This window comes from Homoserinimonas aerilata, from assembly GCF_006716125.1.
In the GTDB taxonomy this organism is placed as follows: Bacteria; Actinomycetota; Actinomycetes; order Actinomycetales; family Microbacteriaceae; genus Homoserinimonas; species Homoserinimonas aerilata.
Genome location: NZ_VFOM01000005.1, coordinates 1 through 26,849, shown reverse-complemented (window position 1 = coordinate 26,849; position 26,849 = coordinate 1). Strand labels below are relative to the sequence as shown.

Annotated in this window: 25 protein-coding genes and 1 pseudogene; 11 read left to right on the top strand and 15 right to left on the bottom strand. The window is 66.1% G+C overall.

Annotation, left to right across the window (positions count from 1 at the left end; genetic code table 11):
- Positions 1-44 precede the first annotated feature (44 nt).
- Entirely contained in the window at positions 45-1,460 is a 1,416-nt protein-coding gene (yczR, locus tag FB562_RS13055) for a MocR-like transcription factor YczR (protein WP_141881743.1), read from the bottom strand.
- Positions 1,461-1,522: 62 nt separating this feature from the next.
- Here yczR and yczE point away from each other — a divergent pair, with 62 nt between their 5' ends.
- Positions 1,523-2,164: a membrane protein YczE gene (yczE, locus tag FB562_RS13050; RefSeq protein ID WP_221625430.1), complete on the top strand. Its 642-nt coding sequence runs from the start codon at positions 1,523-1,525 to the stop codon at positions 2,162-2,164.
- The gene (locus FB562_RS13905) at positions 2,161-2,286 is read left to right on the top strand and encodes a hypothetical protein (RefSeq protein WP_281284334.1); all 126 of its coding nucleotides are present in this window, start codon (positions 2,161-2,163) and stop codon (positions 2,284-2,286) included. Before yczE ends, FB562_RS13905 begins: the two co-directional genes overlap by 4 nt.
- Positions 2,287-2,372: 86 nt before the next feature.
- Here the strand turns inward: FB562_RS13905 and FB562_RS13045 are convergent, their stop codons facing one another.
- Entirely contained in the window at positions 2,373-3,113 is a 741-nt protein-coding gene (locus tag FB562_RS13045; protein ID WP_141881742.1) for a MerR family transcriptional regulator, read from the bottom strand.
- A 159-nt stretch (positions 3,114-3,272) separates the two neighbouring features.
- On the opposite strand from FB562_RS13045, the gene FB562_RS13040 reads away from it, so the two are divergent.
- The 3 genes from FB562_RS13040 to FB562_RS13030 all read left to right on the top strand — a co-directional run bounded on the left by FB562_RS13040 (position 3,273) and on the right by FB562_RS13030 (position 5,910).
- Positions 3,273-4,076 (top strand): DUF4097 family beta strand repeat-containing protein, encoded by an 804-nt coding sequence (locus FB562_RS13040; protein ID WP_141881741.1) that lies wholly within the window; start codon positions 3,273-3,275, stop codon positions 4,074-4,076.
- A complete protein-coding gene (locus FB562_RS13035; RefSeq protein WP_141881740.1) occupies positions 4,073-4,678 on the top strand; it encodes a PadR family transcriptional regulator in 606 nt (201 codons plus the stop codon). The genes FB562_RS13040 and FB562_RS13035 overlap by 4 nt, the downstream gene beginning before the upstream one ends.
- 158 nt (positions 4,679-4,836) lie before the next feature.
- Positions 4,837-5,910, top strand: coding sequence for a hypothetical protein (locus FB562_RS13030; RefSeq protein ID WP_141881739.1), 1,074 nt, complete (start codon positions 4,837-4,839; stop codon positions 5,908-5,910).
- Between the two features lie 171 nt (positions 5,911-6,081).
- Here the strand turns inward: FB562_RS13030 and FB562_RS13025 are convergent, their stop codons facing one another.
- The 6 genes and pseudogenes from FB562_RS13025 to FB562_RS13845 form a co-directional block, all read right to left on the bottom strand.
- Positions 6,082-6,720 carry a hypothetical protein gene (locus FB562_RS13025; RefSeq protein WP_246081503.1) on the bottom strand — a complete coding sequence of 213 codons (639 nt, stop codon included), beginning with the start codon at positions 6,718-6,720 and terminating at the stop codon, positions 6,082-6,084.
- Positions 6,721-6,815: 95 nt separating this feature from the next.
- Positions 6,816-7,964 carry a Gfo/Idh/MocA family protein gene (locus FB562_RS13020; protein ID WP_141881737.1) on the bottom strand — a complete coding sequence of 383 codons (1,149 nt, stop codon included), beginning with the start codon at positions 7,962-7,964 and terminating at the stop codon, positions 6,816-6,818.
- Entirely contained in the window at positions 7,961-8,269 is a 309-nt protein-coding gene (locus FB562_RS13015; RefSeq protein ID WP_141881736.1) for an EthD family reductase, read from the bottom strand. The genes FB562_RS13020 and FB562_RS13015 overlap by 4 nt, the downstream gene beginning before the upstream one ends.
- A 33-nt stretch (positions 8,270-8,302) precedes the next feature.
- Complete coding sequence (locus FB562_RS13010; protein WP_141881735.1) at positions 8,303-9,394, bottom strand: LacI family DNA-binding transcriptional regulator; 1,092 nt, start codon at positions 9,392-9,394, stop codon at positions 8,303-8,305.
- Between the two features lie 48 nt (positions 9,395-9,442).
- A complete protein-coding gene (locus FB562_RS13005; RefSeq protein ID WP_246081506.1) occupies positions 9,443-10,834 on the bottom strand; it encodes an amylo-alpha-1,6-glucosidase in 1,392 nt (463 codons plus the stop codon).
- 141 nt (positions 10,835-10,975) lie between these two features.
- A pseudogene (locus FB562_RS13845) lies at positions 10,976-11,542 on the bottom strand (glycogen debranching N-terminal domain-containing protein); the annotation flags it as partial.
- A 168-nt stretch (positions 11,543-11,710) separates the two neighbouring features.
- Here FB562_RS13845 and FB562_RS13000 point away from each other — a divergent pair.
- From FB562_RS13000 to FB562_RS12985, 4 genes are all read left to right on the top strand, one after another.
- Positions 11,711-12,919 (top strand): sugar ABC transporter substrate-binding protein, encoded by a 1,209-nt coding sequence (locus FB562_RS13000; RefSeq protein WP_141881734.1) that lies wholly within the window; start codon positions 11,711-11,713, stop codon positions 12,917-12,919.
- A gap of 39 nt (positions 12,920-12,958) precedes the next feature.
- Positions 12,959-14,089: a carbohydrate ABC transporter permease gene (locus FB562_RS12995; RefSeq protein ID WP_141881733.1), complete on the top strand. Its 1,131-nt coding sequence runs from the start codon at positions 12,959-12,961 to the stop codon at positions 14,087-14,089.
- Positions 14,086-14,925: a carbohydrate ABC transporter permease gene (locus tag FB562_RS12990; protein ID WP_141881732.1), complete on the top strand. Its 840-nt coding sequence runs from the start codon at positions 14,086-14,088 to the stop codon at positions 14,923-14,925. The genes FB562_RS12995 and FB562_RS12990 overlap by 4 nt, the downstream gene beginning before the upstream one ends.
- Positions 14,926-15,007: 82 nt before the next feature.
- Positions 15,008-17,032 (top strand): APC family permease, encoded by a 2,025-nt coding sequence (locus FB562_RS12985; RefSeq protein ID WP_246081501.1) that lies wholly within the window; start codon positions 15,008-15,010, stop codon positions 17,030-17,032.
- Positions 17,033-17,269: 237 nt separating this feature from the next.
- Here the strand turns inward: FB562_RS12985 and FB562_RS12980 are convergent, their stop codons facing one another.
- Positions 17,270-18,367, bottom strand: a complete 1,098-nt coding sequence (locus FB562_RS12980; protein WP_141881731.1) for an NAD(P)-binding domain-containing protein — start codon at positions 18,365-18,367, stop codon at positions 17,270-17,272.
- Between the two features lie 182 nt (positions 18,368-18,549).
- Here FB562_RS12980 and FB562_RS12975 point away from each other — a divergent pair, with 182 nt between their 5' ends.
- Entirely contained in the window at positions 18,550-18,750 is a 201-nt protein-coding gene (locus FB562_RS12975) for a DUF3073 domain-containing protein (RefSeq protein WP_141881730.1), read from the top strand.
- A gap of 179 nt (positions 18,751-18,929) precedes the next feature.
- On the opposite strand, the gene FB562_RS12970 is transcribed toward FB562_RS12975, so the two are convergent.
- The 5 genes from FB562_RS12970 to purM form a co-directional block, all read right to left on the bottom strand.
- A complete protein-coding gene (locus tag FB562_RS12970; RefSeq protein ID WP_141881729.1) occupies positions 18,930-19,769 on the bottom strand; it encodes a GntR family transcriptional regulator in 840 nt (279 codons plus the stop codon).
- Between the two features lie 51 nt (positions 19,770-19,820).
- Complete coding sequence (gene pdxA / locus FB562_RS12965; protein ID WP_185740587.1) at positions 19,821-20,861, bottom strand: 4-hydroxythreonine-4-phosphate dehydrogenase PdxA; 1,041 nt, start codon at positions 20,859-20,861, stop codon at positions 19,821-19,823.
- 50 nt (positions 20,862-20,911) lie between these two features.
- The gene (locus FB562_RS12960) at positions 20,912-22,192 is read right to left on the bottom strand and encodes a four-carbon acid sugar kinase family protein (protein WP_141881727.1); all 1,281 of its coding nucleotides are present in this window, start codon (positions 22,190-22,192) and stop codon (positions 20,912-20,914) included.
- Positions 22,193-22,195: 3 nt separating this feature from the next.
- Positions 22,196-23,236 carry a 2-keto-3-deoxygluconate permease gene (locus FB562_RS12955; RefSeq protein ID WP_141881726.1) on the bottom strand — a complete coding sequence of 347 codons (1,041 nt, stop codon included), beginning with the start codon at positions 23,234-23,236 and terminating at the stop codon, positions 22,196-22,198.
- A 223-nt stretch (positions 23,237-23,459) separates the two neighbouring features.
- On the bottom strand, positions 23,460-24,551 hold the full coding sequence (gene purM, locus FB562_RS12950) for a phosphoribosylformylglycinamidine cyclo-ligase (protein ID WP_141881725.1): 1,092 nt from the start codon (positions 24,549-24,551) through the stop codon (positions 23,460-23,462).
- 92 nt (positions 24,552-24,643) lie between these two features.
- Here purM and purF point away from each other — a divergent pair, with 92 nt between their 5' ends.
- Entirely contained in the window at positions 24,644-26,101 is a 1,458-nt protein-coding gene (purF, locus tag FB562_RS12945; protein ID WP_141881430.1) for an amidophosphoribosyltransferase, read from the top strand.
- Here purF and FB562_RS12940 read toward each other — a convergent pair.
- Entirely contained in the window at positions 26,094-26,513 is a 420-nt protein-coding gene (locus FB562_RS12940; protein WP_141881429.1) for a hypothetical protein, read from the bottom strand. The two genes, purF and FB562_RS12940, sit on opposite strands and share 8 nt — an antisense overlap.
- Between the last annotated feature and the right edge of the window lie 336 nt (positions 26,514-26,849).

The window sequence follows — 26,849 nt, the reverse complement described above, 5'->3', positions numbered from 1 at the left end:
GCGGATGCGAGGGCGAGGCAGGGCGGATGCGACCAGCGGGTCCGCTACACGACGACCGCGAAATAGTCGGCCTGCTCCTGCGGCGCTCGGGCGAGTGAGCCCCACGCGCGGGCGAGCATCGCCACGGCCCGGTCGGTCTCGTCGCGCGGGTAGCTGTGCGGCACGCGCATGAAGCGTTCGAACGCGCCATCGATGCCGAACCTGGGGCCCGCAGTTATGAGCAGCCCCTCGTTTCGGGCGGCGAGGGTCAGCTGTGAGCTGACGGGCGCGCCCAGGTTCACCCAGGTGGTGAGCCCGCCGGCGGCCCGCGGAACACTCCACTCGGGCAGCGCCTCCCGCAGCGCCGACACCAGGTGGTCGCGCCCATCACGCAGCTGCAGGCGGCGCAACTCCAGGATGCTGTCGTAGTCGGCCAGCAGCTGCGTCACGATCAGCTGCTCGATTATGGGGGTGCCGAGGTCGCCCGAGAGTCGGTTGCGGGCGAGCTTCTGGATGAGGGCGGGTTCCGCCCGAATCCAACCGACACGGATGCCACCCCACACGGTCTTGCCGACGGAGCCGATCGTGATCGCATCCCCCGTGACCGCGAAGGGCAGTGCGGATGGCGCCTCGTCGATCGCCAGCTCGGCCATGGTCTCGTCCGCGATGATGCGGGTGCCGTGCCGCGCGGCCAGCTGGGCCACCCGTTCGCGCATCTCGGGCGACATGCTGCGTCCGGTCGGGTTGTGAAAGTCGGGCATCAGGTAGGCGAGCGCGGGGCTCGACCGCTGGATCGCCTGCTCCAGTGCCGCCTCATCCCAGCCGTGCTCGGTGGTGACGCTCACCGGCACGAGCCGCGCGCCGGCCACCCGCAGCGCCTCATACGCGTGCGGGTAGGTGGGGGCTTCGACGATGGCGCTGTCGCCGCGCCCGATGAGAGTGCGGGCGAGCAGTGCGATGGCGTGCTGCGCGCCGATGGTCACCATGATCTGGTTCGGCTCGGTGGGCAGGCCGCGGGCCGTGTAGCGGCGCGCGATCGCCTCGCGCAGCACCGGGATTCCGAGCGGGTCGAAGCCTGTGTCGCCCAGGTAGCCGGGCAGCTCCTCGATGGCTCTCGCCGCGGCATCCACGATCCCGGGCACGGCCGGCATGGCCGCCTTGGTGAAGTCGAGATAGCCGTCGACGTTCGGGTCGATCGATATCGGGCCCGGGCCGGGCAGCCGCGTCACACTGCCCGAACCGCGCACGCTGCTCAGGTAGCCGGCGTCGCGAAGTTCGGCGTAGGCGGCGGTGACGGTTGTGCGGCTGATGCCGAGTCGAGCAGCGAGCTCCCTTTCGGCGGGAAGCCGGGCGCCGACCGGCAGTCGGCCGTCGAGCACGAGAAGTCGGATGCGATCGGCGAGCGCCTGATATGCGGCCGTCGCCTGCTCTCGCCAGTCGCTGAGAAGCAGGGCCAGTGCGCGGGCCGAAAGAGTGGACATGAGGCCACAATACGCGGATTGGCCTCTTGATAGAAGGCCGCTTTAGACATTGGATATGAACTATGACCCGCCGGATCTCCCAACTACTCATTGGCCTCTTCTTCTACGGAATCGCCATCGCCATGATGGTGCGCGCCAATCTGGGAGCATCCCCGTGGGACATCCTGTCGCAGGGAACCGCACTGCAGACCGGCCTCGACTTCGGCCTCATCACCGTGCTCATCTCAGGCATCGTGCTGCTGCTGTGGATCCCCATCCGGCAGAAGCCGGGCATCGGAACGGTGCTGAACGCCCTGCTCATCGGCCCCGCCGCATCCTTCGGCCTGTGGTTCATCGGCACGCCAGAACAACTGTGGGGCCAGATACTGCTGTTCGCCGGCGGGCTCTCGCTGCTGGCCGTCGCGACCGGGCTCTACATCGGCGCCCGCTTCGGGCCGGGCCCGCGCGACGGGCTCATGACGGGCATCCACTCGCGCTTCGGATGGCCCATCTGGGCGGTGCGCACCGGCATCGAAGGCAGCGTGCTGATCATCGGCTGGCTGCTCGGCGGCGTCGTCGGCTTCGGAACGCTCGCCTTCGCCCTGCTCATCGGCCCCATGGTCGGCGTCACCATGCCGCTGCTGCGCGTGCCCGAGAAGCGCGGGGCGGATGCCGCACCCGCGCCGTTCGCGAACGCCACCCCTGTCGAGGAGGTCACCACATGATCATGCTGCTGTCACTCGCCACGCTCGCCCTGTGGGCCGCGCTCGCGACAATCGAGACGGTGCACCGTGACGGCTACGGACGGCTGCGCAACAGGGCGCCGCTCTACTTCGTGCTTCCGTAGCGCGGCGGCCGGTCTCGAGACCGGCGAGTTACCCGCGGGTCGAGGTGGTGCGGTCTACCGCGCCAGTCTCGAGACCGGCGAGTGCGCTACATGCGGTCCGCGTAGACCGCCATCGCGTCGCGCACATACGTGGCGCCCTCGACCCCGCCGTAGTTGGCGCCGAAGCGCGGGTCGTCGACGTACATCTGCCCGAGCCCGCGCATGGCCTCTGCGGGGACGTCGCGCCCCTGCCAACCGGCGCGGATCCAGTCGTGCTGCCGCTTCGTGATCTCCTGCACGAGCGCGCCGCCGACCGGCTCCCCTGCCGCAGACGCCGCAGCGTAGTCCGCCTGGATCTGCTTCTGCTGCCGCCCGAATTCTGCTTTGTCGGCATCCGTCAGCTTCCTCCACCAGCGGTCGCCGGCGGCGTACGCGTCTGCGCCCCACCTCTGTTCGACCTCCTCCTTGTACTGGGTGTGGTCGAATCCGTCGAACATCTCCTCTGCCATGAGCTGCTCGCCTCCTTCCGTTTTGATGATGGTGGTCTCGACTGCGGCAATCTGCCGGTCGAGCCGTTCTTTCTCCTGCCGCAGCCAGCGCAGGTGCGTGGTGAGCGCATCCGTGTCTCCCTGCTGCCCGTCGAGCACTCCGGCGATGGCGGGCAGCCCGAGGCCAAGCTCACGCAGCAGCAGGATGCGTTGCAGCCTGGCGAGCGACTGTTGGTCGTAGTGGCGGTACCCGTTGGCGCCGATGCGGCTGGGCGGCAGCAGGCCGATGTCGTCGTAGTGGCGCAGCGTGCGGCTTGTGGTGCCGCTGAGTCGTGCGATCTCTTGGATGGACCAGTCCATTCCTGCCTCCTTTCGTCTCGAACGTTTCGTCTTGATCAACGGTAGAGGTTGACGTTGCGTCAAGGTCAAGCGCCTTCGAGAACTTCTTCTTGCGTCCGCGGCACTCGCGATATATCTTGAGTTTACGCAAACGCGATATAGCTTGATATGGAGGATCCAATGGCACGAGAGAAGTGGCTGCTCGACGGCCCCAAGACAATCGACTTCGACCAGGTGCGGTCACTCAAGGTGGGCCTCATCGGCGGGCAGGTCAACATCGTCGCCCACGACGAGCCCGGTGCCCGCGTCGAGGTGCACAGCGTGCGTGGCAAGCCGCTCAAGGTCTCCATCGACGAGGGCGTGCTCGAGGTCGACCACCCGCAGCTCGGCTGGGACAACTTCCTGGAGGTGTTCAGTTTCTTCTCCGGCGAAGCCACCGCAGAGGTGAGCATCATGGTGCCCCGCTCCGTCGCCCTCAAGTTCGGTGTGGTCACGGCGAGCGCCCTCATCAGCGACCTGACGACGGATGCGAAGATCAGCACCGTCTCCGGCGATGTCGTCATCGACGGCGTCACCGGCGACCTCGACCTGAACGCCGTCAGCGGCGAGCTCTCGGTGCGCGATCACGCGGGCCGCATCTCCGCCCACACGGTCGGCGGAGACCTGGCCGCGACGGGCGACATCGTGCGCTTCAGCTGCGACAGCGTGTCGGGTGACGTCATCCTCGACATCTCCGGCGAACCGGATGAGGTCAAGGTCAACACCGTCTCCGGCAATGTCACGGTGAGGCTGGCCGCGGGCGTTCCTGCGTCGTACCGCATCACCACAGCATCCGGTCGCGTGCAGCTCGATGACTCCGAGATCTCGGGCATCCACGGCACCTACACCGGAAAGTACGGCGAACTCGCCGGCGACTGGCTCGAGTTCCGGGCCAACACGGTCAGCGGCAGCGTCTCCGTGCTCCACGCCCGGGCGAACGCATGACGCCCGTGTTCGGCCACGGCCATCTGCGCCTGTACCTGCTCAGCCTGCTCGCCGAGCGGCCCATGCACGGCTACGAGATCATCCAGGCACTCAGCGATCGCTTCGGCGGCACCTACATCCCGAGCGCCGGCACCATCTATCCGCGCCTGTCGAAGCTCGGCGAGGAGGGCCTCGTCACGCGTGAGGCGGACGGCCGCAAGACCGTCTACTCGGTGACGGATGCGGGACGCGCAGAACTCGAGGCCCGTCGCGCCGAACTCGACGACATCGAGAGCGGCGTGACCGAGTCGGTGCGCAGCCTCGCCGACGAGGTGCGGCTCAGCGTCAACGACGCGATGCGCACACTGAGGGCCGATCTGGCTGCGGCAGCGCGCGAAACCCAGGGGTCGACGACGGATGCCCGGGCGAGCCGAGAGAAGGGCCGCGAGGAGGGCGTCGCGGCACGGCGGCAGCTGCAGGAGGCGGAGCTCGTGCTCAACGGGTTCCGCCAGGGGGTGCGCGCTGAGTTGCGCCGCAGGGCCGTGCGCGACGACATCCCCGACGGCACCGCGGAGCGCCTGCGGCTGCAGCTCGACGAGGTGCTCGCGGGTCTCTTCGACTGAGGTGGTTTCAGCCTCCGCCCGGGTCGCGAGTGGTCGTTTCTCGTCCCATACGTCCTGGTTTTGGGTTCTTTAGTGACCACTCGCGGGCATCCGCTCTGGGCTGCAGCGAGGGCTGCGGCCACTCCTCGCCCGAGACGCGATCTGCGCGCTTCCCCCACATGTCGACTGATGCCGCAGACCCCACCGCATCCGATGGCACTCTCGTTCTCATGCCCCGACGAGTTCCCCTGCCCAGCTGTCTCACCGGTCACGCATTCCGCGTCGGCGATCCGATCGCATCCGGTCTCTCGGCGAGACGGCTGCGCGGTCGCGACGTCGACCGGCCATTTGCAGGCGTGAGGGCGGTGGGCCTCGACCTTCGCATCCTCGAGAATCGCTGCCGCGCTTACGCTGCACGGATGCCGCCGGGTCAGTTCTTCAGCCACATCACCGCCGCTCTGCTGTACCGCATCCCGCTGCCCTGGCGCCTCGAACAGGATTCGCGTATCCACGTCTCGGTGCGCGACGGCGGCATCCGCCCGCGTGCGCGAGGAGTGATCGGGCACCGACTGTCCGCCACGACCGTGCCCCGGATGCTCGGGGAGCTCCCCGTCGCCGACCCTGTCTCAACCTGGTGCCACCTTGCATCCGTGCTCGATGTCGATGAACTTATCGCAGCCGGCGACTTCCTTGTGTCGGGCCTCGTCACCAACGACGGTCGGCGCCCTCCGCTCGCCACTCTCTCTCAATTGAGCGATGCCGTGCAGAGAAGCGCGGGCCGCCGGGGCGCTCGAACGATGGCGGCTACGGTCACCCACATCCGCACGGGCGTCGACTCTCCCCGCGAGAGCAGACTTCGGATGCTGCTGCTCCGGTCAGGCCTGCCAGAACCTGTCATCAATGAGCCCGTTTTCGATGCCGACGGGCGAAGGGTGGGCAAGCCGGACCTCATGTTCCCGGAGGCGCGGCTCGTGCTCGAGTACGAAGGCGATGAGCATCGAACGAACCGGGATCGCTTTCGTCGGGACATCTTCCGGAGAGAAGCGTTCGAGGATGCCGGGTACAGGGTCAAGCGTGTGACGGCCGACGACCTCGACATACGCCCGCACGAGTTCGTGTCCGGCGTGCGAAAGCTCCTGGTGCGACGCGGTATGAGCATCCCCGCACCGCAGGGCTCCCCCATACCCGCATCCTTCCGCTCTCGCGAGTGGTCACAATCCACCCGTCCCGGGCACGGGAGCGTCGAGAACTGACCACTCGCGACGCGCTGGCGACCCGCGCGCGACGCACGCGAGGTCGCGAGAGGTCGCGAGAGGTCGCGAGAGGTCAATTTTCGCCCGAACCGGTCGACCGTGGGGCATTATTTGACCACTCGCGGGGCGAGCGGGGCGGGCTGCGCGAGCGGGGCGAGAGGGGCAGGCGAGTTACTCGGCGAATCCGACCGGGATGTAGACGTCCTGCACGCGGTCGGTGAGCGCCGTGTGGTCGTTACGGGTGTAGATGGCGCACTCGTCGACGCGGCAGTCGAGCTCCTCGCCGACGGGGGATGCGACCTCGAGGTAGGCGGTGAAGGTTCCGGTGGCGGCGTCGTCGTAGCCTCGGGCCCCGAACAGCTTCCAGGCCCAGTCGTCGTTGATCCAGTTGCTGGGGGCGAACTGCACGGCGCCCTGCTCCTGCTGCTCACCCTCCGTCGACGGAACGCCGCCGAGGCACGGCCCCGGCTTCACGGTGGGGTCGGCGGCGATCTTGCAGATGGCGACGTAGATGCCCTGCGAGGGGTTGTAGCCGCTGCCGCTGACGACGAGCCTGTCGCCTTCGCGGAGCGCGGAGGTGTCGACGGTGCCGCCGGGTTCGACGGAGTGCACGTCGATGGTGCGTGCGCGCCCGTCACCGCCTTCCGCGCTGGCGGTGAGTGGCCACTGCTCCCCAGAGTCGACCACCTGCGAGGTCCCGCCGTCCTGGTGGGTCAGGATCGGAACAATGAGCACCGCGATGGGCACGAGCAGCACGGCGAGGACGATCGCGACTATCCAGGGCCACCGTCTGCGCTTGGGTTTCGACACGCTCAAATTCTAGGCTGTGGCGGATGCCGGCCCACAGCATCCATCGTCACTGTCGCATCGGAGCGGTGACCGCATCAATTCCGCCAGCGAGCCGCTCAGAACTGCGGAACGATCACGCGTTCCCCTCCGGCCATCGCCGAGTCGTGGGCACAGATTCCGGGCGCGCTCCAGATCGCCGCGCGCACAGCACCGACCACCGGGGTGCGTCGCTGCATGATACTCGAGATGAACTCATGCACCAGATGCGGATGGGAGCCACCGTGGTCAGCCGTGTATGACCTGACCTCACCACTGTTGTGAGCGACAGTTTGAAAGCCGGAGGTGAAGCGGATGAGATCTGGCGGCAGTAGTTCATGACCATGGTCGAGCTCAAGCGGAGCCTTCGTCGTCACGCCGCCTCTGGGCGCATCCGGTCGGCTGTCGCCCCGCTCGACCAAGGTGAAGACATCCGGCGGGAGGCTTTCGTCCTGGGGCCATTCCACGGCCATCCGATCGCCGTGGAAGGTGTAACCCTCCCGAAACGGTCGCGCCGTCTGGAAGAACGACACAGTCACATCGGCAACAACGGGTGACTCTGCCAACCTGAAGAGACCGACCTCGCTGGGAAAGTCGTTCACATGCTGCCCGCGCCGATCATCCGTGAGACGTCCGGAGCCGTAGGCCACGACGTCGACGACTCGATCTCCCGTGAGCGCCAGAAGCGGCGAAAGCGCATGCGTCGCATATTTCATCGGAGGATACCCCCGCCAGTACGACGGAAACCCATCCAGATTCTGCACATGAAAACCGTTGTACATCGAGAGTTCGCCCAGTTCGCCCCGCTCGTGAAGCCCGGCGATTGCACGGAACTCGGCAGAGAACACGGTGGTCTCCATCAGCATGTAGTTCAGGCCGGTTCGCTTCTGAGTTTCGACGATCGCCGCCACATGCTCAAGTTCGGTGGCCATCGGCACCGCACAGGCCACATGCTTGCCCGATTCCAGCGCGGCGATTGTGTAACTGAAATGAAAGCTCACCGGTGCGAGCACGTGTACCGCATCCCATCGAGGATCTGCGAGCATGTCTTCGTAGCGCTCGTATCGGGACTCGATTCCGAAGGCCTCCCCGATCTCGATGAGGCGTTCCCGCGACGGGTCGACGATGGCGATCTCGCTCACATCGGGATGAGCGGTGTAGATGGGCAGGAAGTGCTCCCCGAATCCGAGCCCGACAACAGCAACGCGCAGCCCGGTTCCCCGGCTCATGCGACGGCCACGTCGTCAAGATACCCGCGAAAGTAGCTGACGCCGCCCGTCGCGAAGTTCTTCACATCTGCCGAGGCGGCCTGGCCCTCCGGTGAGGCGAGGATCGAGTCCATACTTTGCCTGTCTCGCGCGACCAGATCGACGATGAGGAAGATGGACTCGTGGGCGTCATCGTCCGATTCATCCACCCAGTTCAGGGTCCAGCGCAGCAACCCCCTCATACGCTGCGCGATGGGCACATGGGTGGACATGTAGTAGTGGCGGAAGGCCTCGCGGTCCTCGGGAATGCCATAGAGCACGGTCATGCGATAAATAGCTGGATCCTTTCAACGGTGCGGCTACAGGGATGATCGGGGTTCGCCCGAGCCGAGCGGGAGCACGATGGGGGTGTCCCTCACGATGAGCTGCGGGCTGATGAGTCGGTGATTGTCGGCTTCGTCGAGCGGTGCACCATCCATGGTCGGTATGAGCAGCTCGAGCGTGGCTGCGGCAACCAGGTCAAGGCGCTGGTCAACGCTCGAGAGTCCGAGGGCCTGAGCCACGGCGCTGTTGTCGAACCCCACAACGGGAATGTCGGAGCGCCCGGTCATCACGGTGGCGATCCGCGCCCCGATGGCGAGGCTGTCACTCGCGCACACGATCCCATCCACCTCAGGGTGGGCCGCGAGAGCCTCGCGCGTCGCCGTTTCCGCGTCGTGCAGGGTGTCACGGCATTCGACATGGAGCAGTTGCGCCTGCGCCTCCCACAAACGCATCGCCGAAGAGCTGGATGCGGCTGCATGGGTGGCGAGCGCCTCGAGCCAGCCGTTCCTGCGGTCGTCTCCGGTGCCGGAGGGGCTCGGCCAGCCCAAGAACAGTATCCGTTCACATCCCACGGAGAGAAGGTGGGAGGTCGCCTCCTTCACGCCGGTTGCACCATCCACATCGACCCAACGGTGAGGGGGGACCTCGGCTTTGCCCTGCCCCCATGGACGGCCGAACATTACGAATGGGGTTCTGTCTCGAACCAACCATTCGGTTCTGCGGTCACCATGGAAGGTCGACGCAAGAACCACCCCGTCGATATCCGAGCCGGCACGCAGCTGTCGGATCTTGGCGATCTCCTCCTCTTGGGACACCGCCGTGAACAGCAGGATTCGCATGCCCAGGGAGTCCGCCTGTTCGGTGATCGCGTGTAGGAAGCGGTCGAGCAGGCCTCCCGATACGCCGTCGGAGATCGGTTCGAACCGCACACCGATCGTGGAGGAGCGCTGGGTTCGTAGCCGGCGGGCGCCCGCATTGGTGCGGTACCCCAGAGTGTCGACCGCTTCGAGCACCCGCGCAAGTGTCGTCGCTTTGACGATCTCGGGCGAGTTGAGCGCATTCGACACGGTCTGTCGCGACACTTGAGCGAGTTTCGCAACGTCCGACACTGTTGGCAGCCGTCCCATCAGGTTCCCTCCTGGTCAAGCATCATGTCATCCCCGCGGACTCGAGCCTCAGACGGTGCTTGGTTCACGCCCCTCAGGTGTGTCCTGATCGACAGGCTTCACATCGGCGAGGCGAAAGGATGCACCGGAGCTGGCGACGATCGATCCGTCCTTGCCGATCGTAAGCTCCGCCCTCCCACCTTCCCACCTGACGCCGTCAAGCGTCAGGGGAAGAAGTGCGGAACGCATTGGCGCTACGCCGATCTCCCCGGCAGTCGCATCGGGGGACAGCCCCAACACGCTGGCCGCCACGGAGATTGCGGCGGCCGCCGACCATGCCTGTGGGCGACATGATGCGGGGTAGGGCACAGGACGGGACACCGTGGTGATGCTGTCGCCGGAGTACAGCTCCGGCATCCGATAGTCGAAGGTTGCGGAGGCCGCGAGGAGGCCCTCGATCAGGCTCGACGCCTCGACGTCGAAGCCCTCCTTGCTCAGGCCGGCGATTGCAATTGCGGTGTCGTGAGTCCATACGCTTCCGCAGTGATAGCTGAGCGGCCAGTATCCCGAAGCACCCGTGCTCATCGTACGAAGCCCGTAACCGCTGTCCATGTCGGAGCCGACGAGACGTTTCGCCACCAGAGCGGCCTGCTCCCTGTCAATGATTCCGGTGCCGAGAAGGTGGCCGATGTTGCTGGTCACCGTGTCCACTGGCTGCTTGGATGCATCGAGGGCTGTTGCTGGGAAGAGGCCGTCGGCGTCCTCGATCCAGAACTTTTTGTTGAATTCGTGCCTGAGCCGGGCAGCCCAGTCCCTCCACTCTTCGGCGCCGTCGTCACCGAAATGGTCCAGCATGTCTGCTGCGTGCGTTGCCGCCTCGTAGCAGTAGGCCTGAACCTCACACAAAGCGATGGGGCCCTCGGCGAGGGTTCCGTCCTTCCACTGTATGGAGTCGCCCGAATCCTTCCAGCCTTGGTTCGACAGTCCATGGCCGGTGCTGTCGACGTACTCGATGAGCATGTCGCCATCCGCATCTCCGTAGTCCCGCATCCAGGCGAGAGCCGCATGCATGTGGGGCAGCAACGCTCGCACTTCAGACTCGGGCATCCCCCATTTCCACGCATCGTGGAGGAGGCAGACCCACAGCGCGGTCGCATCAACCGTTCCGTAGTACAGCGGAGGCAGCGCGAGGCCTTCCCCGGGGCTCGAGAGACCACCTTTGCGGAGCTCATGCATGATCTTGCCGGGCTGTTCGGCGGTGTCGTCGACCTCGCTTTCGCCCTGCATTCCGGCAAGGATGCGCAGGGTATCGGCTGCGAGCTCGGTTCCGGTGGGGAGCAGGAAGCGAGCCGCCCAGAGGGAATCCCGCCCGAAAATGGTGAAGAACCAGGGAGCCCCTGCAGCAAGGATCGTCTCGGATGATCCGGCGGGACTTATCCGCAACGCATCAAGATCATCCATGGCTCGATCCACCCAGCGGGCGAGTCGATCGTCGGCGCCAGCGAGACGGGGCTTCTCCCACACGGGTGCGGCCTCTACACCGTCGACAACAGCTTCGCTGTCGGTGATAGAGATGGCCCACGAAAGCGCGCTGCGGCCTCGGGCAGGGATGAAGAGGGGCCACGAGAGCTTCAGCACTCCGTTGTCGAGAACTTCAATGTCCGCCCCTTCGGCGGTCAGCGAGACTGAGATCGATCCCCCACTCCAGTGCGCTCCGTCTGCTGTGATCTCAGCTCGGGATGGCATCGATTCAGGCGCTCTACCGGTTTTTACGCGATCCATGACCGAAAGATCGGGCTGCAGTCTGAGTTCCATCGATGTGACGATCTGCTCGGCGAGACTCGATTCCACAACAAGTTCATTGCGCACACCGTGGATGCTCGTCTCGACCTTGTGGATCGCCCGCACCCTTGGATCCGCGGCGCGATCATCGAGGTGTCGCTGCAACGAGACGAAGGCGGCGGACCCCGCATTCGGCATTTGTGTCGAGATGTGTTCGCCTGCATGCCCTCCGAGCTTCCACGATGATTCACGGATCACTCGTGTGTCCGCGAAATAGACTCCGTGTATGGGGGTCGGCCCGAGTTGGCCGTTTGCAGCCGACCACACCTGGGTGGGTGCCGAGAGAACCACTGTCTCTCCTGACAGCAGCGGTTGCAGGGCAGGCATGTCATGCATCTGTATCTCCGTTGAAAGGGTTCTGCTCGGCTTGCGATTGACTTTCGCTTCGTGTGAGGTAACCTAACACCAGAAATTTGATCGATCAAACTTTCAACCCTGCACCCCGCTGCCGAGGCGGCATTCATTTGCACAACGATGTGAAAAGGATCAAAACCCATGAGAAAGACAGCATTCGCTGCATCACTTATCGCACTCGCGCTGGTCGGGTCGATGGCTGGCTGCGCCACCAGCGAGCCCGAAGCCCCCAAGAAACTCACCATGCTGATCGGCAGCAGCGGCGACATGGAGACGAACGGCATAATCGCCGCCACCAAGCGCTGGACCGACAAGAGCGGGATCGATGTCGAGGTCATCGCAGCCAGCGACCTGACCCAGCAACTCGGCCAAGGGTTCGCCGGCGGGGACCCCGCCGACATCTTCTACATGAGCTGGGACCAGTTCCAGACGTACGCCAGCAACGGATACCTCGAGCCCTACGCCGAAGACCTCCCGAATGCAGCCGACTTCTACCCCTCGCTTGTCGACACATTCAGCCACGACGGCACGTTCTACTGCGCACCCAAGGACTTCGGCACGCTAGCCCTGGTCATCAATGAAGACAAGTGGGCAGAGGCTGGCCTCACCGAGGCCGACACACCCACGACCTGGGATGAACTCGAAGACGTTGCCACGAAGTTGACAACGGCTGACACGGTCGGTTTCTCGTTCGGACTCGAGTACGCGCGGGTCGGAACGTTCATGAACCAGGCCGGCGGCAAACTCTTCGACGGTGACACCGCCACCGCAACGAGCCCCGAGAACCTCGAGGGCCTCGAATACATCCAGCACCTGTACGACGCAGGCGTCTACCGCACGCCCTCCGAACTTGACGCCGGCTGGGCAGGCGAGGCGTTCGGTGCAGGCAAGGCCGCCATGGTCATCGAGGGCGCTTGGGTGAGCGGCGTCAAACTCGACTACCCGGAGCTCAGCTACCGGGCCGTCAACCTTCCCGCCGGCCCTGCCGGAGTCTCCACCTTCGCTTTCACCAACTGCTGGGGCATCCCAGCCGACTCCGCAACGCTCGAGCAGACCAAAGATCTGGTCGCCTTCCTCACCAGTGAGGAGCAGCTCAAGATCGCAGCAGGCGAGGTCGGCCAGATTCCTCCGGTGACCACGCTCGGTGACTGGTTCAATGGAGAATATCCGCAGAACGCCGCCTTCGCTGCGGGTGACATCGCAACCAACCCGATCAACTTCGACGGCTCCGCTGCTGTGGTCACCGACTTCAACGCCGAACTGTCGACGCTGTTCACCGGCAACGCCCAGTCCATCCTCGAGAAGTTCCAGAAGAACCTGCAGCCGGCGCTCGACGCGTCCACCCGGTAACAGACACGAACAACGCTGACGGAGAGGTCGCGATCACACATGTCACGCACACTAGGTACTGATCGCGACCACTCCGCCAAGCGGAAGAACGCCCTCTTCAGCGGGCACACATCCGCCGGTTGGCTCTTCACCGCACCATCTATTGCAATCATCGCCATCTTCCTCGTCATCCCCATAGTCCTGGCGGTGTGGGTGAGCTTGAGCGACTGGAACGGCCTCGGGTCACCCCTCAGCGGGAAGACGGAATTCGTCGGCCTCGACAACTACGCCACCATCCTCGCCGAGCCCGGGCTGGCACGCGACGACTTCGGCATCTCGCTCCGCAACAACTTCTACTACGTGCTCTTCGTTGTTCCCCTGCAGACCGCACTCTCGTTGTTCTTGGCCGTCCAGGTCAACAGGAGGATCCTGCGCGGCCGGGGATTCTTCCGCACCGCCTTCTACTTCCCGTCGATCACCAGTTCGGTCGCAATCGTGATCGTTTTCCTCTTCCTCTTCAGCGCATCCGGTGCCGTGAACACGGTGCTCGGCTGGTTCGGAGCGAAGGGGCCCAACTGGTTCTCCGACCCCAGCGGGATCTTTCACAACATGCTGGCTGCCTTCGGAATTACCTCGCCGCCTCCGTTCCTCGCCGACGAGTGGTTCCTCGGCGTCACCGGATGGCAGTGGATCAGCGGGCCAAGCATCGCCATGTGTGCGCTGATCATCATGGCCGTGTGGACCACATCCGGCACCTTCATGCTCTTATTCCTCGCCGCGCTCCAGGCCATCGGATCCGACGTTCGGGAGGCCGCCCTCATCGACGGTGCAGGGCCAATCCGGACATTCTTCTCGATCACGCTTCCCCTTGTGAAGCCAACGATTTTCACTGTGCTGACGCTCGGCCTGATCGGTACATGGCAGCTGTTCGATGCCATCTATCTCACCGGTGGTGGCGCCCCTGGCAAGACCACACTCACACCCGCCTATCTCGCGTACGAGACCTCATTCAAAGGCCTCGACTGGGGCCAGGGTGCAGCCATCTCCTTCATCCTCTTCGGCATCATCGTCACGCTCACGCTGCTCCAGCGCTTCATCCTGAAGGACCGCGACCGGACGACGCTGCGCACCAGAAGGGGCGTGACCGCCGGCAATGATGCCGCACCTCGAGGAAGGGAAGGATCAGCATGAACAAGGCCCGCGTTCTCTCAGCTACCACCGTGGCGTACCTGCTGCTCATCGCCCTGGCCCTCGTCTATATCTATCCGTTCATGATCAGCATCGCCGGGTCGCTCAAGTCCAATGGCGATGCCACCGCAAACCCACTCTCACTTCTGCCTCAGGTCTGGTCGGTTGCGGCGTACGACCGCCTGTTCACTGAAGTTCCGATGCTGCGATGGGCGGGGAACTCCGCACTTGTCACGCTCTTCGTCACGCTGGGGCGAGTGTTCTTCGATTCGCTCGCGGGATATGCGCTCTCCCGCTTGAAGTTCCGCGGTCGGGGGGTCATCTTCGCTGGCGTTATCGGAGTCATGGCGGTGCCCAGCGTGGTGCTGTTGATCCCACGCTTCCTCGTACTCAAAGAACTGGGCATCTACGACACCTACGCCGGCATGATTCTCCCACTTCTCGTCGACGCCGGCGGAATCTTCATCATGAAACAGTTCTTCGAATCAATACCCGTGAGCGTTGAAGAGGCTGCCCGTCTTGACGGCGCCGGCGTATTCCGCACCTTCTGGTCTGTCGTCCTCCCCATGGCACGACCGGCGCTCATCACCATCTTCATCTTCAGCTTCCAGGGCTCGTGGAACGAGTTCTCCCACTTCGTCGTCTCCCGGCAGTCGCCCGATCTCAACACACTCACCACCGGTGTGGCTTCGCTGGTGTCGGGCCAACTCGGCGGGCAGGGCAACCAGTTTCCCCTCCAGCTCGCCGCAGCAGTCCTCATGTCAATCCCTGTCGCGGTTCTGTTCTTCTTCTTCCAGAAGCGGATCATGAACACCAGCGATGGCGGAGACAAGGGCTAGGCCCGAGCTTCCTGACGTCCCTCCGAACCCCGGATAACAACGGAACTTGACATCGGCCGCAATCGGCGTAGTGTCGCCGCTCGTGACTGATGATGTCAGGTCGCCCAAGCGGTGGCTGATCGGGGATCCCCTCCCCAGCGACAAGCTCGACGAGCAGCTCCTTCCGAAGCGCCTTGCGCTGCCGATCTTTGCGAGCGATCCGCTCTCGTCGGTCGCGTACGCGCCGCAGGAACTGCTCCTGATCCTCGCCCTCGGCGGCCTCGCGATGCTGAGTTTCGCGCCGTGGGTGGCCGCGGCGGTCGTGCTGCTGCTGGTGGTCGTCGTCGCCTCGTACCGGCAGCTCGTCAAGGCGTACCCCTCGGGCGGTGGCGACTACGAGGTCGCCCACCGCAACCTGGGCGAGAAGGCGGGCCTGATCGTGGCATCCGCCCTGCTCGTCGACTATGTGATGACCGTGACGGTGTCGGTCGCGAGCGGCGTCGACAACATCATCTCGGCGATCCCCGTGCTGCACGAGTGGCGGGTCGAGCTCGCCGTCGTGTTCGTCGTGCTGCTCGTCGCCGTGAACCTGCGTGGCGTCGCCGAGTCGAGCAAGGCCTTCGCCCTGCCCACCTATCTGTTCATCGGCAGTGTGCTGCTCATGGTCGTGGTCGGCGGCATCCGTGTGGCGCTCGGCGACATCCCCGTGGCCGAGTCGGCCGACTTCACGGTGAAGGCTGCGGAGCTCAGCCAGGTGGGCGTCATCCTGCTGCTGCTGCGCGCATTCGCGAGCGGATGTTCGGCCCTCACCGGCGTGGAGGCCATCAGCAACGGGGTGCCCGCGTTCAGGGTGCCGAAGATCCGCAACGCCCAGTGGACCCTTGTACTGATGGGCGGCATCGCCATTGTGCTGTTCGTGGGGGTGACCGCGCTCGCGCTGATCAGCCGGGTGCACTACGCCGAGCATCCGTGTGATCTGGTCGGGTGGGCGGAATGTGCGACCGCACCGCAGCGCAGTGTCATGGCTCAGCTTGCGGCGGCGGTCTTCGGCGGCGACGGCACGATCATGTTCTTTGTCGTGCAGGCGACGACGGCGGCAGTGCTGCTGTTGGCGGCGAACACGGCGTTCAATGGTTTTCCGCTGCTCGGTTCTGTTCTCGCCCGAGACGGTTACGCACCCAAGTCGCTGCAGACGCGCGGCGATCGCCTCGTCTACTCCAACGGGGTCATCGTGCTCGGGCTCGCCGCCATCATGCTGCTCATCGCCTACCAGGCAAACTTGACGCAGCTCATCCAGCTGTACATCATCGGGGTCTTCGTCTCGTTCACGCTCGGCCAGACCGGCATGGTGAAGCACTGGATCCGGATGCTCCGCGGCGGCGTATCGGCACCGCGTTCGGTTCTGTGGGGCTTGGCGATCAACGCGACGGGTGCCGTCTTCACTGCGACGGTGCTTGTGATCGTCACGGTGACCAAGTTCACGCACGGCGCCTGGCTGGTCTTCGTGATCATGCCGGTGCTGTATCTCCTCATGGTGCGGGTGAATCGCTACTACCGCGCCGTCGAAAGTGATCTCGAGGTCGACCCGGTGACAACATTCGGCTCAGAGGGCGACCACGCCATCGTGCTGGTGGGGCGTCTGCAGAAACCCACGCTGAAGGCCCTCGACTACGCGATCGCTGCGCGGCACGAGAGTCTGGAGGCGGTTCACTGTTCGATCGACGATGACGCCACGGCGCTGCTGGAACGGCAGTGGGCGGAGATGAACATCCGCGTGCCGCTGCGCGTGGTCCAGTCGCCGTACCGCGACATCAGTGACCCGCTCATCGCATATCTGAAGTCGCGACACGAAGCCCACGGCTCCGAGGTCATGACGGTGTACCTGCCACAGTTCATCGTCGGGCACTGGTGGGAGCGGCTGCTGCACAACCACAAGGCCCGGCGCATCCGCCACAAGCTCATGCTCGTGCACGGGGTGACGGTCGCGCTCGTGCCGTGGCTGCTCGGCTCATCGGCGGCACTGAAGAACCGTACGCCTCGGCCGCTCCCCGGGCAGGAACGGCGCGGTGAGCCCGTGCGGCCAGTCGTCCGGCGGTCGCTGCCACCGGCCCGTCGTCGACGGCGCTGACGTTGCGTCGCCGCTGACCTGCTGCCACCGGTGGTTGCAGAACTCCGCGATAGGTCAGAACTGGCCCTCCGCTGCCCCTCCATGGGGCGAATATCGGCCACTCGCGGGCGATGGGGCGATGGGGCGAGCGGGCGATGGGGCGATCGGGCGATCGGGCGATCAACGAGAGGTCGAAAATGGCCCATCCCGCTCACTGAAGGGGCGAGAACTGGCCTCTCGCGACACACGACGTGAGTACTAGAAGGTGCTGAGCTGCGCCATCACCTGGCGGGCGATCGTGCGCCCCGCGCGGTTGGCCCCGATGGTGGATGCCTGCGGGCCGTAGCCGGCGAAGAAGATGCGCGGATCCTTCCACGAGGAGCCGTTGCCGACCGACACGCCGCCCTCCTTCTCGCGCAGCTTCAGCGGGGCGAGGTGCCTCAGCTCGGGGCGGAAGCCCGTCGCCCACAGGATCACGTCGAAGGCCTGAAAGCTGCCGTCCTCCCAGCGCACACCATCCGGCTCGATCGCCTCAAAGATGGGCTTCGGCACGAGCAGCCCACGCTCAATCGCCGACTGGATGCGGCGCGTGCGCGGAACCCCGGTGCCGCTCACAATGCTCGGCAGCGCCCTGCCCTCGCGCGCCGCCTCATCCTGTGCAGCCACCGCGCGACGGCCGTCCTCCAGATTCAGCTCGCCCTCATCGAGGAACTCGATCGGGCGCCGACTGGCCCACGCCAGCTCGGATGCCACATTCTCCAGCTCCATCAGAAAACCGATCGCGGATGTCCCCCCGCCGACAACGAGGACCCTTCTGCCCTCATAGTCCTGCGCAGACACGTACTCGGTCGTGTTGAGCTGCTCGCCCTCGAACCTGTTCATGCCCGCATACCAGGGCACGAACGGCGAACCCCACGTTCCCGTCGCATTCACCACAGCATCCGTCTCCACCTGGTGGAGGTTGTCGGCGCCATCCGCGTATTCGACGACGAGCGCGACGCCGTCGTTGAACACGCGCCGCACCGAGATGGGGCGCACGACCGGGATGTTGTAGTGACGCTCATACTGTTCGTAATAGTCGGCGACGACATCCCTCGCCGGGGCGGAACGGTCGGCCGTCTCGAAACTGAGACCCAGCTCATCCATACCCGGCAGGTCGTTGATGCGGTGCGCGACGCCGATGCGCAGGGCCTCCCACCGCGACTGCCAGGCGCCACCCGAGCCGGGGCCGCGGTCAAGCACGACAAACCCGCTGCCCGCCTCGAGGCCCAGCCGCTGCAGGTAATACGACACCGAAAGGCCAGCCTGCCCAGCGCCGATCACGACTACGGATACATGGCTGCGGTCAGAGGTCACGCGATTACGTTACCCGTCCATGCTGAACAAGGCATCAAGAGGATGCCCGCACCCGGCTTGTACCCCACGACATGCTAAAGTGAGTAGTTAGTTTTGGAAGATCCATGTTGGTCAATCCCGGGCAGTGATTCGCACACAAAGAGTCGAGAAAACCGGGCGGGAATCGTAAGGGGGTCAAGCCCATGGGGCGCGGCCGTCAGAAAGCAAAACACACCAAGGTGGCACGGGAGCTGAAGTACTTCAGCCCCGACACGAACTACGACGCGCTCGCACGCGAGCTGACCAGCGCCGAAAGCGCGGCGGTAGACGCTGAGCGCCTCGAAGAGGATCTCGGAAAGTGGCCCGAGTTCTCCTCCGACAGCGGAGAGACCCGCACGGCGTAGAGGTTTCCTCCCACCCGCGGCGAGTTTCGAGACTGGCGCGCCAGAGCGCACCACCTCAACCCGCGGCAACACTCGCGGGTCGAGGTTTCGAGACGGCACTCCGTGCCCCTCAACCGGCGGATGTTACTGCGGGTCGAGGTGTCGCGAAGCGACAGTCTCGAGACCCTCCACAGAGTGAGCTACCGCGCGCCGCGCGTGAGCTGCGACGAGAGTGCCTGCAGTTCCCGCGCCAGTTCCTCCACGCGGCCGGCGAGGGCGGCGTTCGGCTGCGGTTCTGCGGCGGTGACGTCGACGTCGAACACGACGCGGTCGGCTCGATGCCAGGTGGAGAAGTATTCGACGGGCGCGCCCCCGTCGTCGAGGCTGGTTCCTTCGAGCAGCAGCAGCGGTGAGCCGATCGGCACCGACAGCTCTTCGGCGAGCTGGCCGGATGCTGCGACGGCGCGGATCTGACGGCGGCCGGCTGACACGGGAACCCCGAAGCGCTCGGCGAGCAGGGCGTGCAGCGAGGCATCCGTCAGCTCTTCTGCGGTGAGGCTCTCCGCGAGCGACAGCGGCAGCCAGGTGTGGATGATGGCGATCGCCTCGCCGTCGGCTGAGCGGCGGCGGCGCAGGGAGAGCAGGCGGGTGGTTCCGAGTGCGGCAGCGGCCCGAGCATCCGCTCCGGGGGCGATCGTCAGGACCTCGGTGCGCACGGGGCCCGACACCGTCGATATCTGGGCCGACAGCCCGGGCATGCGCTGCACCTGCCTGTGGTGCTCCAGGTGCGGTGCGACGACACTGCCGCGGCCCCGTCCGCGCAGGATGAGGCCGTCGGATGCGAGCCCCGCCATCGTCTGGCGCACGACGGATCGGGAGATTCCGAACTTCTCCTGGATCTCCGCCTCGGTGGGCAGTTGCGAGCCGGGCGGCAGTGAGCCGTCGCCGATGCCGGCGCGCAGGAGGGCGCTCAGTTGGGCGTGGAGGGGGGAGCCGGTTGTCGCATCGACCGCGCCCTCAGGAACGTCGTCAATCCACATCCGGTGCCCTCCTCGTCAGCCCATGCTGACCGCCTGCGTCAGCGTACCGGTTCAGGCAACACTCTCGGACATGCCCTGCGCCGTGCGCCACACGTGATCCCAGCCGGGTGCGAGCGCTGCGGCACGTTCGAGCGACAGCACGAGGCTCGCTTCGCGCGCGATGCCCTTGCCTGCGATGTCGAAGGCCGTGCCGTGGTCGACCGAGACGCGCACGACGGGCAGGCCGACGGTGATGTTGACGCCGTCGTCGCCGTAGACGGCCTTGAAGGGGGCGTGACCCTGGTCGTGGTAGCAGACGACCGCGAGGTTGAACTTGCCACGCACTGCGGCGGGGATGAGCGCGTCGCCGGGCAGCGGGCCGACGGCGTTGAGCCCTTCGGCGCGCGCCGCCTCGACGGCGGGCTGCAGGATGTCGGCGTCCTCGTCACCGAAGATGCGGTTCTCGCCCGCGTGCGGGTTGAGTCCGGCGAGACCGATCAGCTCGTCCGGCTTGCCCATGGAGCGAGCGAAGGCGCCGGCCAGGCGGAGCACGCTGAGGGTGCGGTCGAAGGTAATGTCCTCGATCGCCTGACGCATGGACACGTGGGTGGTGAGGTGGAAGAAGAAGAGCTCCCCCGCCGACAGCACGAGCGAGTAGTTCTTGACGCCGAACTCGTGAGCGAGAAGCTCCGTGTGGCCGGGGAAGTTGTGGCCGCCGGCGTGCATCGCCGCCTTGTTGAGTGGCGCGGTCACGATCCCGTCGACCTCACCCTCACGCGCGAGTCGGCATGCCTCGACGACGAAACGGTACGAACCGTCGCCGGCTTCGGCGCTGAGCACGCCCACCTCGACGTCGGCGAGCGACGGCCCGACCTGGATGAGTTCGATGGTGCCCGGCGTGTTCGTCGCCTCCGACACCGAGGAGATGACGCGCACGACCTCCGGGTCACCTCCGACTGCTGCGACGCCGCGGCGCATGGCCGCCTCGTCACCGATCACGATGGGGATGCACTTCGTGCGCAGCTCGTCGTGGCCGAGCAGCGACTTCGCGGTGATCTCCGGGCCGATTCCGGCGACGTCTCCGAGGGTGAGGGCGAGTCTGGGGATGGTCATCAGGTGGATCCTTACTGTTTGCGCGGTGCCGTGGTGGCAGCACCTGGGGGTCAGGGGTTGAGGAGTTCGAGCACGATGTCGGCGACGGATGTGGGGGTGCCGAAGCCTCCGGCCTTCGTGACGACTGTGACGCCGTCGGCGACGCCGCCTTCGAGCGTTCCGAGGGGGATGCCCTCCCGGATGGCGTCGTGGACGAGCAACGAGTCGGCACCGAGGCGATCGAGCACGGCGCGGGCTCCCTCGCCGCCGAGCAGCATGAGGGCCCCCACGGCGTCGTGCGCGAAGACGAGACCGGTGATGGTGGCAAGACTGTCGGCGATGAGCTCGGCGGCCGTCGAGTCGCCGCTCGGCAGCTGCGTCGGGCGTTCACTCGGCGACGAGATCACGACGATCTCGGGCAGAGCCGAATCCGCGAGCTGCCGCGCAGCCCAGTCGGCGATCGTGTCGGGGCTGAGGGCATCGTCAAGCGTTGGCGCGAGCACACGGATGCGCTCAGCGGGAACGCTGTCGACGAGGTGATCGGCCTGGCTGCGCGACACGTCATGGAGCGAACTGACCACGACGACAATGCGGCCCACCTGCCTGCCGGTGCCGGCATCCGGAGCATCGGAGATCGACCACACCCGCGACATGGCGACGGCGAGCCCCGCCGCGCCGACCGGAACAGCGCGCGGGCCGAGAAGGGCGACCGCCTCGGCGAGCGTGGTCAGATCCGCGTCCGTGGCGGCATCGACCACGACGACACGGGTACCACCCGTGAATGCCGCGTCGAGCTGGGCCGCGTTCTTGGGCGCGGAGTCGTGGCGCAGCGCCAGCGACACGCTTCCCGGCAGAAGCTCGGCAAGATCGCTCGTGGCCACAGGGGTGACCGGGTCGGTTCCCACGGCGGTCGTGTGCACGCCCGCCCCGTTCACGAGGATGTGGCCACCCTCGACCGTGCGACCCATGGCGGGATAGGCGGAGCAGACGACCGCAACGGCATCCGGATGCTCGACAGACCAGGCGTCGAGGGCGCCGGCCACCTGCTCGCTGACCGATCCGCGCATCGTCGAATCGATCTTGATGAACAGGTGCCGGGCGCCCGCCTCGCGCAGGCCCGCCACCGCACGAGCCGTCGAGGCGCGTGCTGCATCGGGGGCCTGCGCCCGGGCATCCGTGACGAAGGAGACGACCGAACCTGCAAGCGCGGTGCCGGGCGCGGGCATGGCCAGCGCGAGCCGCGCCTGCCAGCCGTCCCGAGCGAACTGCACCGCCGAGTCGGTTGCCCCCGTCAGGTCATCGGCGACGATTCCCGCAGGAGTCGCAGCCGATGCCGCCATCTGCTCCGCCATTGCTCAGACCGTCTTCGATTCAGCGATCACGGCATCCGGTGCATCGTCTGCGGCGTCTGGTGCCTCGACCTCCCTGACGCCGCCCTGGCGCTTGAGCACCCAGGCTGCGAGAAGCGGGGCCAGAACGGCGGAGACGAGAACGGCGGATGCGACCTGCGCGGTCGCGACCTCCATGTACGGTGCGAAGCTCGGGTCGGCCGCGGCGATGATCGCCGGCGTGGCGATCGCGTTGCCCGCCGTGGTGGCCGAGGCGATTCCGATGCCCGACTGCTTGCCGCGGCGCAGGATCCAGCGGTAGCCGAAGTAGGCGAGGGTTCCCGTGAACAGGGTCGCGAACGCGCCGACGAGGATGCCGGAGAGGCCACCGCTGACGACGTTGCCGAGGTTGATTCCCGTGCCCAGCGCGAAGGCGAAGAACGGGATGACGATGTTCGGGACCGGGCGCATGATCTCGGTCCAGCGGGCGTCGATGTTGCCGATGATGATGCCCGCGACAAGCGGGATGATCGCGGCGATCAGCAGCGTGACGGGGATGTCGGCGAGGCCGGCGGCGCCCAGGAACAGCATCGAGAAGAACGGGCCGTCATTGATGGCCGACGCCATGTAGGCGCCACGGTCCGTCGAGTTGCCGTAGCGGCCGGTGAACGCGAGCCACAGGCCACCGTTGCTGTTGTCCATGGTGACGATGAGCGCGAGGATCGACACCCCGAGCACGCCGTCAAGGCCCGTGAAGCTGCCCAGCAGAACGACAAGCCCGGCGGGGATGATCGACTTGGTCAGCAGGATCGTGCCGGTCGTCGCCAGCACGGGGCCGGACGTCTTGAGCGTGATCTGCATGCCCGTCGCGAAGATCAGAACACCGATCAGCGGAAGCGCGCTGTTCTTGAACAGCGCCGTGGTGAAGTTGCCCATCTCGAGGAAGTCGGGCGCGAACGTTCCGACGAGCGACCCGAGGATCAGGGGGATCAGCATGATCCCGCCCGGGATCTTGTTCATTCCATCGAACAGGGGGATGTGACTCTTAATACGCGATCCGGCTGCCATGACGAATCTCCTCAGGATTGGGGGCTTCTGTGCCCGAACAGGAATTCTTTTATGTACCTACATAAAGTACCTACATAGAGTACGCCTGTGCGGACAGATGTCAACCGCCGGTCGCTCGGGGGCAGGTCTCGAGACTGGCGCGCCAGAGCGCACCACCTCGACCAGCGAGATAACAGCGGGTCGAGGTGTCGCCATCTACGGCGACAGTCTCGAGACCCGATCCTTACGCGAACGCTCCCGTGAGGCGCACGGCCCCTCCGTCGACGCCCTTGGCGCCCTGCACGAACTCCGCCGTGGGTACGGCACCGGTCGACACCGTTCCGGCGACCCACGACTCGACGCCCTCAGCGTTCAGGAATGACAGCACAGCATCCGCCGCCGCAGCGTCGACGATGGCGAACATTCCGACGCCCAGGTTCCACGTTCCTTCTGTGTCGGCCAGGTCGATGCCGCCCATGTCGGCGAGCACGCGGAACACGTCGTGCGGCGCCCACGTCGAACGCTCCACCTCGGCCCAGGAGCCGCGCGGCAGAACGCGCGCCAAGTTCGCGGCGATGCCCCCGCCGGTGACATGGCTGAGCGCATGGACGGCCCCCGGATGCGCGTCGAGCAGTCGCACGAGCGGCCCCGCGTAGAGGCGGGTCGGCTCGAGCAGCACCTCGCCGACCGTGCCGCCCAGAGCATCCGAATGATCGGTGAAGCCGACGCCCGCGCCCGCCAGGATGTGACGCACGAGCGAGAAGCCGTTGCTGTGCACACCGGATGATCGCATCGCGATGACGACGTCGCCGTTCGTCACGCGATCCGGGCCGAGCAGGGCATCCGCCTCGACCGCGCCGACCGCGGCACCGGCAACGTCGTAGTCGTCGACGCCGAGCAGGCCGGGGTGTTCCGCCGTCTCGCCCCCGACCAGCGCTGTGCCCGTCTCGGCGCAGGCGTTCGCGATGCCGGCGACGATGTCGGCGATGCGGTTCGGGAACACCTTGCCGCAGGCGATGTAGTCGGTCATGAACAGGGGTGCGGCACCGACCACGATGATGTCGTCGACGACCATGCCGACGAGATCCTGGCCGATGGTGTCGTGCTTGTCGATGGCCTGCGCGATGGCGACCTTCGTGCCCACGCCATCCGTCGACGTCGCCAGCAGCGGGCGCTTGAACGCGGTCAGGAACGACACGTCGAAGAGACCGGCGAAGCCACCGAATCCGCCCAAAACCTGCGGGCCGTGCGTGCGGGTGACGGCCTTCTTCATGAGTTCGACGGCGAGGTCTCCTGCCGCCGTGTCGACACCGGCGCGGGCGTAGCTGTCAGCCATCGGCGTGATCCTCTTCTGGGGAGTTCGCCGGGGGTTGCCCGGCGTGAAAGACTATGGTCAACAATCACTCTACGGTCTGGAGTCTGCACCGAATGTGCGGCATCGTCGGCATCGTCTCATCGGAGCCTGCCAACCAACTCGTCTACAACGCCCTCCTCCTGCTGCAGCATCGCGGCCAGGACTCGACGGGCATCGCCACCGCCGAGGGCTCGACCTTCCACTTCCACAAGGCCAAAGGCCAGGTGCGGGAGGCGTTCCGCACGCGCGACATGCGCGCGCTGCCCGGCACGATGGGCCTCGGGCATGTGCGCTACGCCACCAAGGGCACCGCCGAGAACGAGGAGGAGTCGCAGCCGTTCTACGTGAATGCGCCGTACGGCATCATGCTCGTACACAACGGCAACCTCACCAACACCCGCGAGCTCACCGACGAGCTGTTCCGCATCGACCGGCGGCACCTCAACACTCACTCCGACACGGAACTGCTCGTCAATGTGCTCGCCAACGAGCTGCAGGAGCAGGTCAGCGGCACCGACCTCGACCCCGAGCAGATCTTCGCCGCCGTCAGCCGCGTGCATGAGCGGGTCGAGGGCTCCTATGCGGCGATCGCGCTCATCGCCGGGCACGGCCTTCTCGCGTTCCGTGACCCGTTCGGCATCCGGCCGCTCGTACTCGGGCGTCGCACGAGCGGGCTGGTCGGCGACGAGTGGGTGGTCGCATCCGAATCTCTCGTCCTGGAGAGCGGCGGATACGAGATGGTGCGCGACATCGCTCCGGGCGAGGCCGTGTTCATCGCCAAGAACGGTGAGATGGTGTCTCGCCAGTGCGCCGCCAACCCGGTGCTCATCCCCTGCTCGTTCGAGTACGTGTACCTGGCCCGGCCCGACTCCATCATGAACGGCATCTCCGTCTATGAGGCACGCCTGCGCCTCGGCAACCGCCTCGCCGACACCATCGCCAAGCACACGCCGCTCGGCGACATCGACGTGGTCATGCCCATCCCCGACTCGTCCCGCCCCGCCGCCATGCAGGTCGCCCAGAAGCTCGGCGTCGAATACCGCGAAGGCTTCTACAAGAACCGCTACGTCGGCCGCACCTTCATCATGCCCGGCCAGGCGGAGCGCAAGCGCAGCGTCAAGCAGAAGCTGAACGCGATGGGCAGCGAATTCAAAGGCAAGAACATCCTCATCGTCGACGACTCGATCGTGCGCGGCACCACCTCGAAGGAGATCGTCGAGATGGCCCGTCAGGCGGGCGCCAACAAGGTCACCTTCACCTCGGCTGCGCCGCCCGTGCGCTACCCGCACGTGTACGGCATCAACATGCCCTCGCGGCAGGAGCTCGTGGCGCACGGCCGCAAGATCCCCGAGATCACCACGGAGCTCGGCGCCGACCACCTCATCTACCAGGAGGTCGCCGACATGCAGTCGGCCATCCTGGAGGGATCCTCGGTGCAGTCACTCGAGATGAGCTGCTTCACGGGCGACTACGTCACCGGCAACGTCAGCGAGGAGTACCTGCGCTGGGTCGAGCAGAACCAGCTCAGCTAGCGGGGCTCTCGCCGGGCTTGTCCGGCTCCTGTTGCGTGTCCGGCTCCTGCTGTTCGTCCGGCTCCTGCATGCTCTCGTGCTCGACGGTGACCTCCGCTGCGCGCCTGCGCGAGCGACGATCCAGCACGAGGGCGACGATCGCGCCGAGCACGATGCCGGCGGGGATGCCGTAGAGGGCCAGGTAGCCGAAGGTCGCGCCGAATCCGACCCGACGGTCGAGGTCGCCGACCGCGGTGAGCACGAACGCGACGATCGCGCCGAGGCCCGCGCCGAGCACCAGGAACACGGGCAGCTTGGGGGCACGGCGGATGCTCACGCGCTCCTGCTCCCGGACGACCCGCGGCTCCACGGGCTCCCCAGCGGCGCCGTCAGCCTCGTGCGGGCCCTCGGGCGTGTCCTGCTGTTCAGTCATGCCTCCATTGTCGCCCATTCGGGCTCGGGTTATTCTCCCCCTTTGGCGACCCCGGGCATCCGCACCCGCTCCGCGACGCGAGCCCGCCCATCCCGATCCGCGAGAGGTCAATACTGGCCCCACCGGCGCGAACTTGGGCAACTTTCTGACCACTCGCGGCGCCTCTTGAGGACGCGAGCCCCGCGAGAGGTCAACGTTCGCCCGAAGATGCCCCTCGAACGGCGAGTAATGACCACTCGACACGACACGAGCGACCACTCAGAGCTATACGAGGTCGTCACGCCGCCACGCGACGGGCAGCAGCCCTGTGAGGTCTGCGCGGGTTCCGGATGCCGA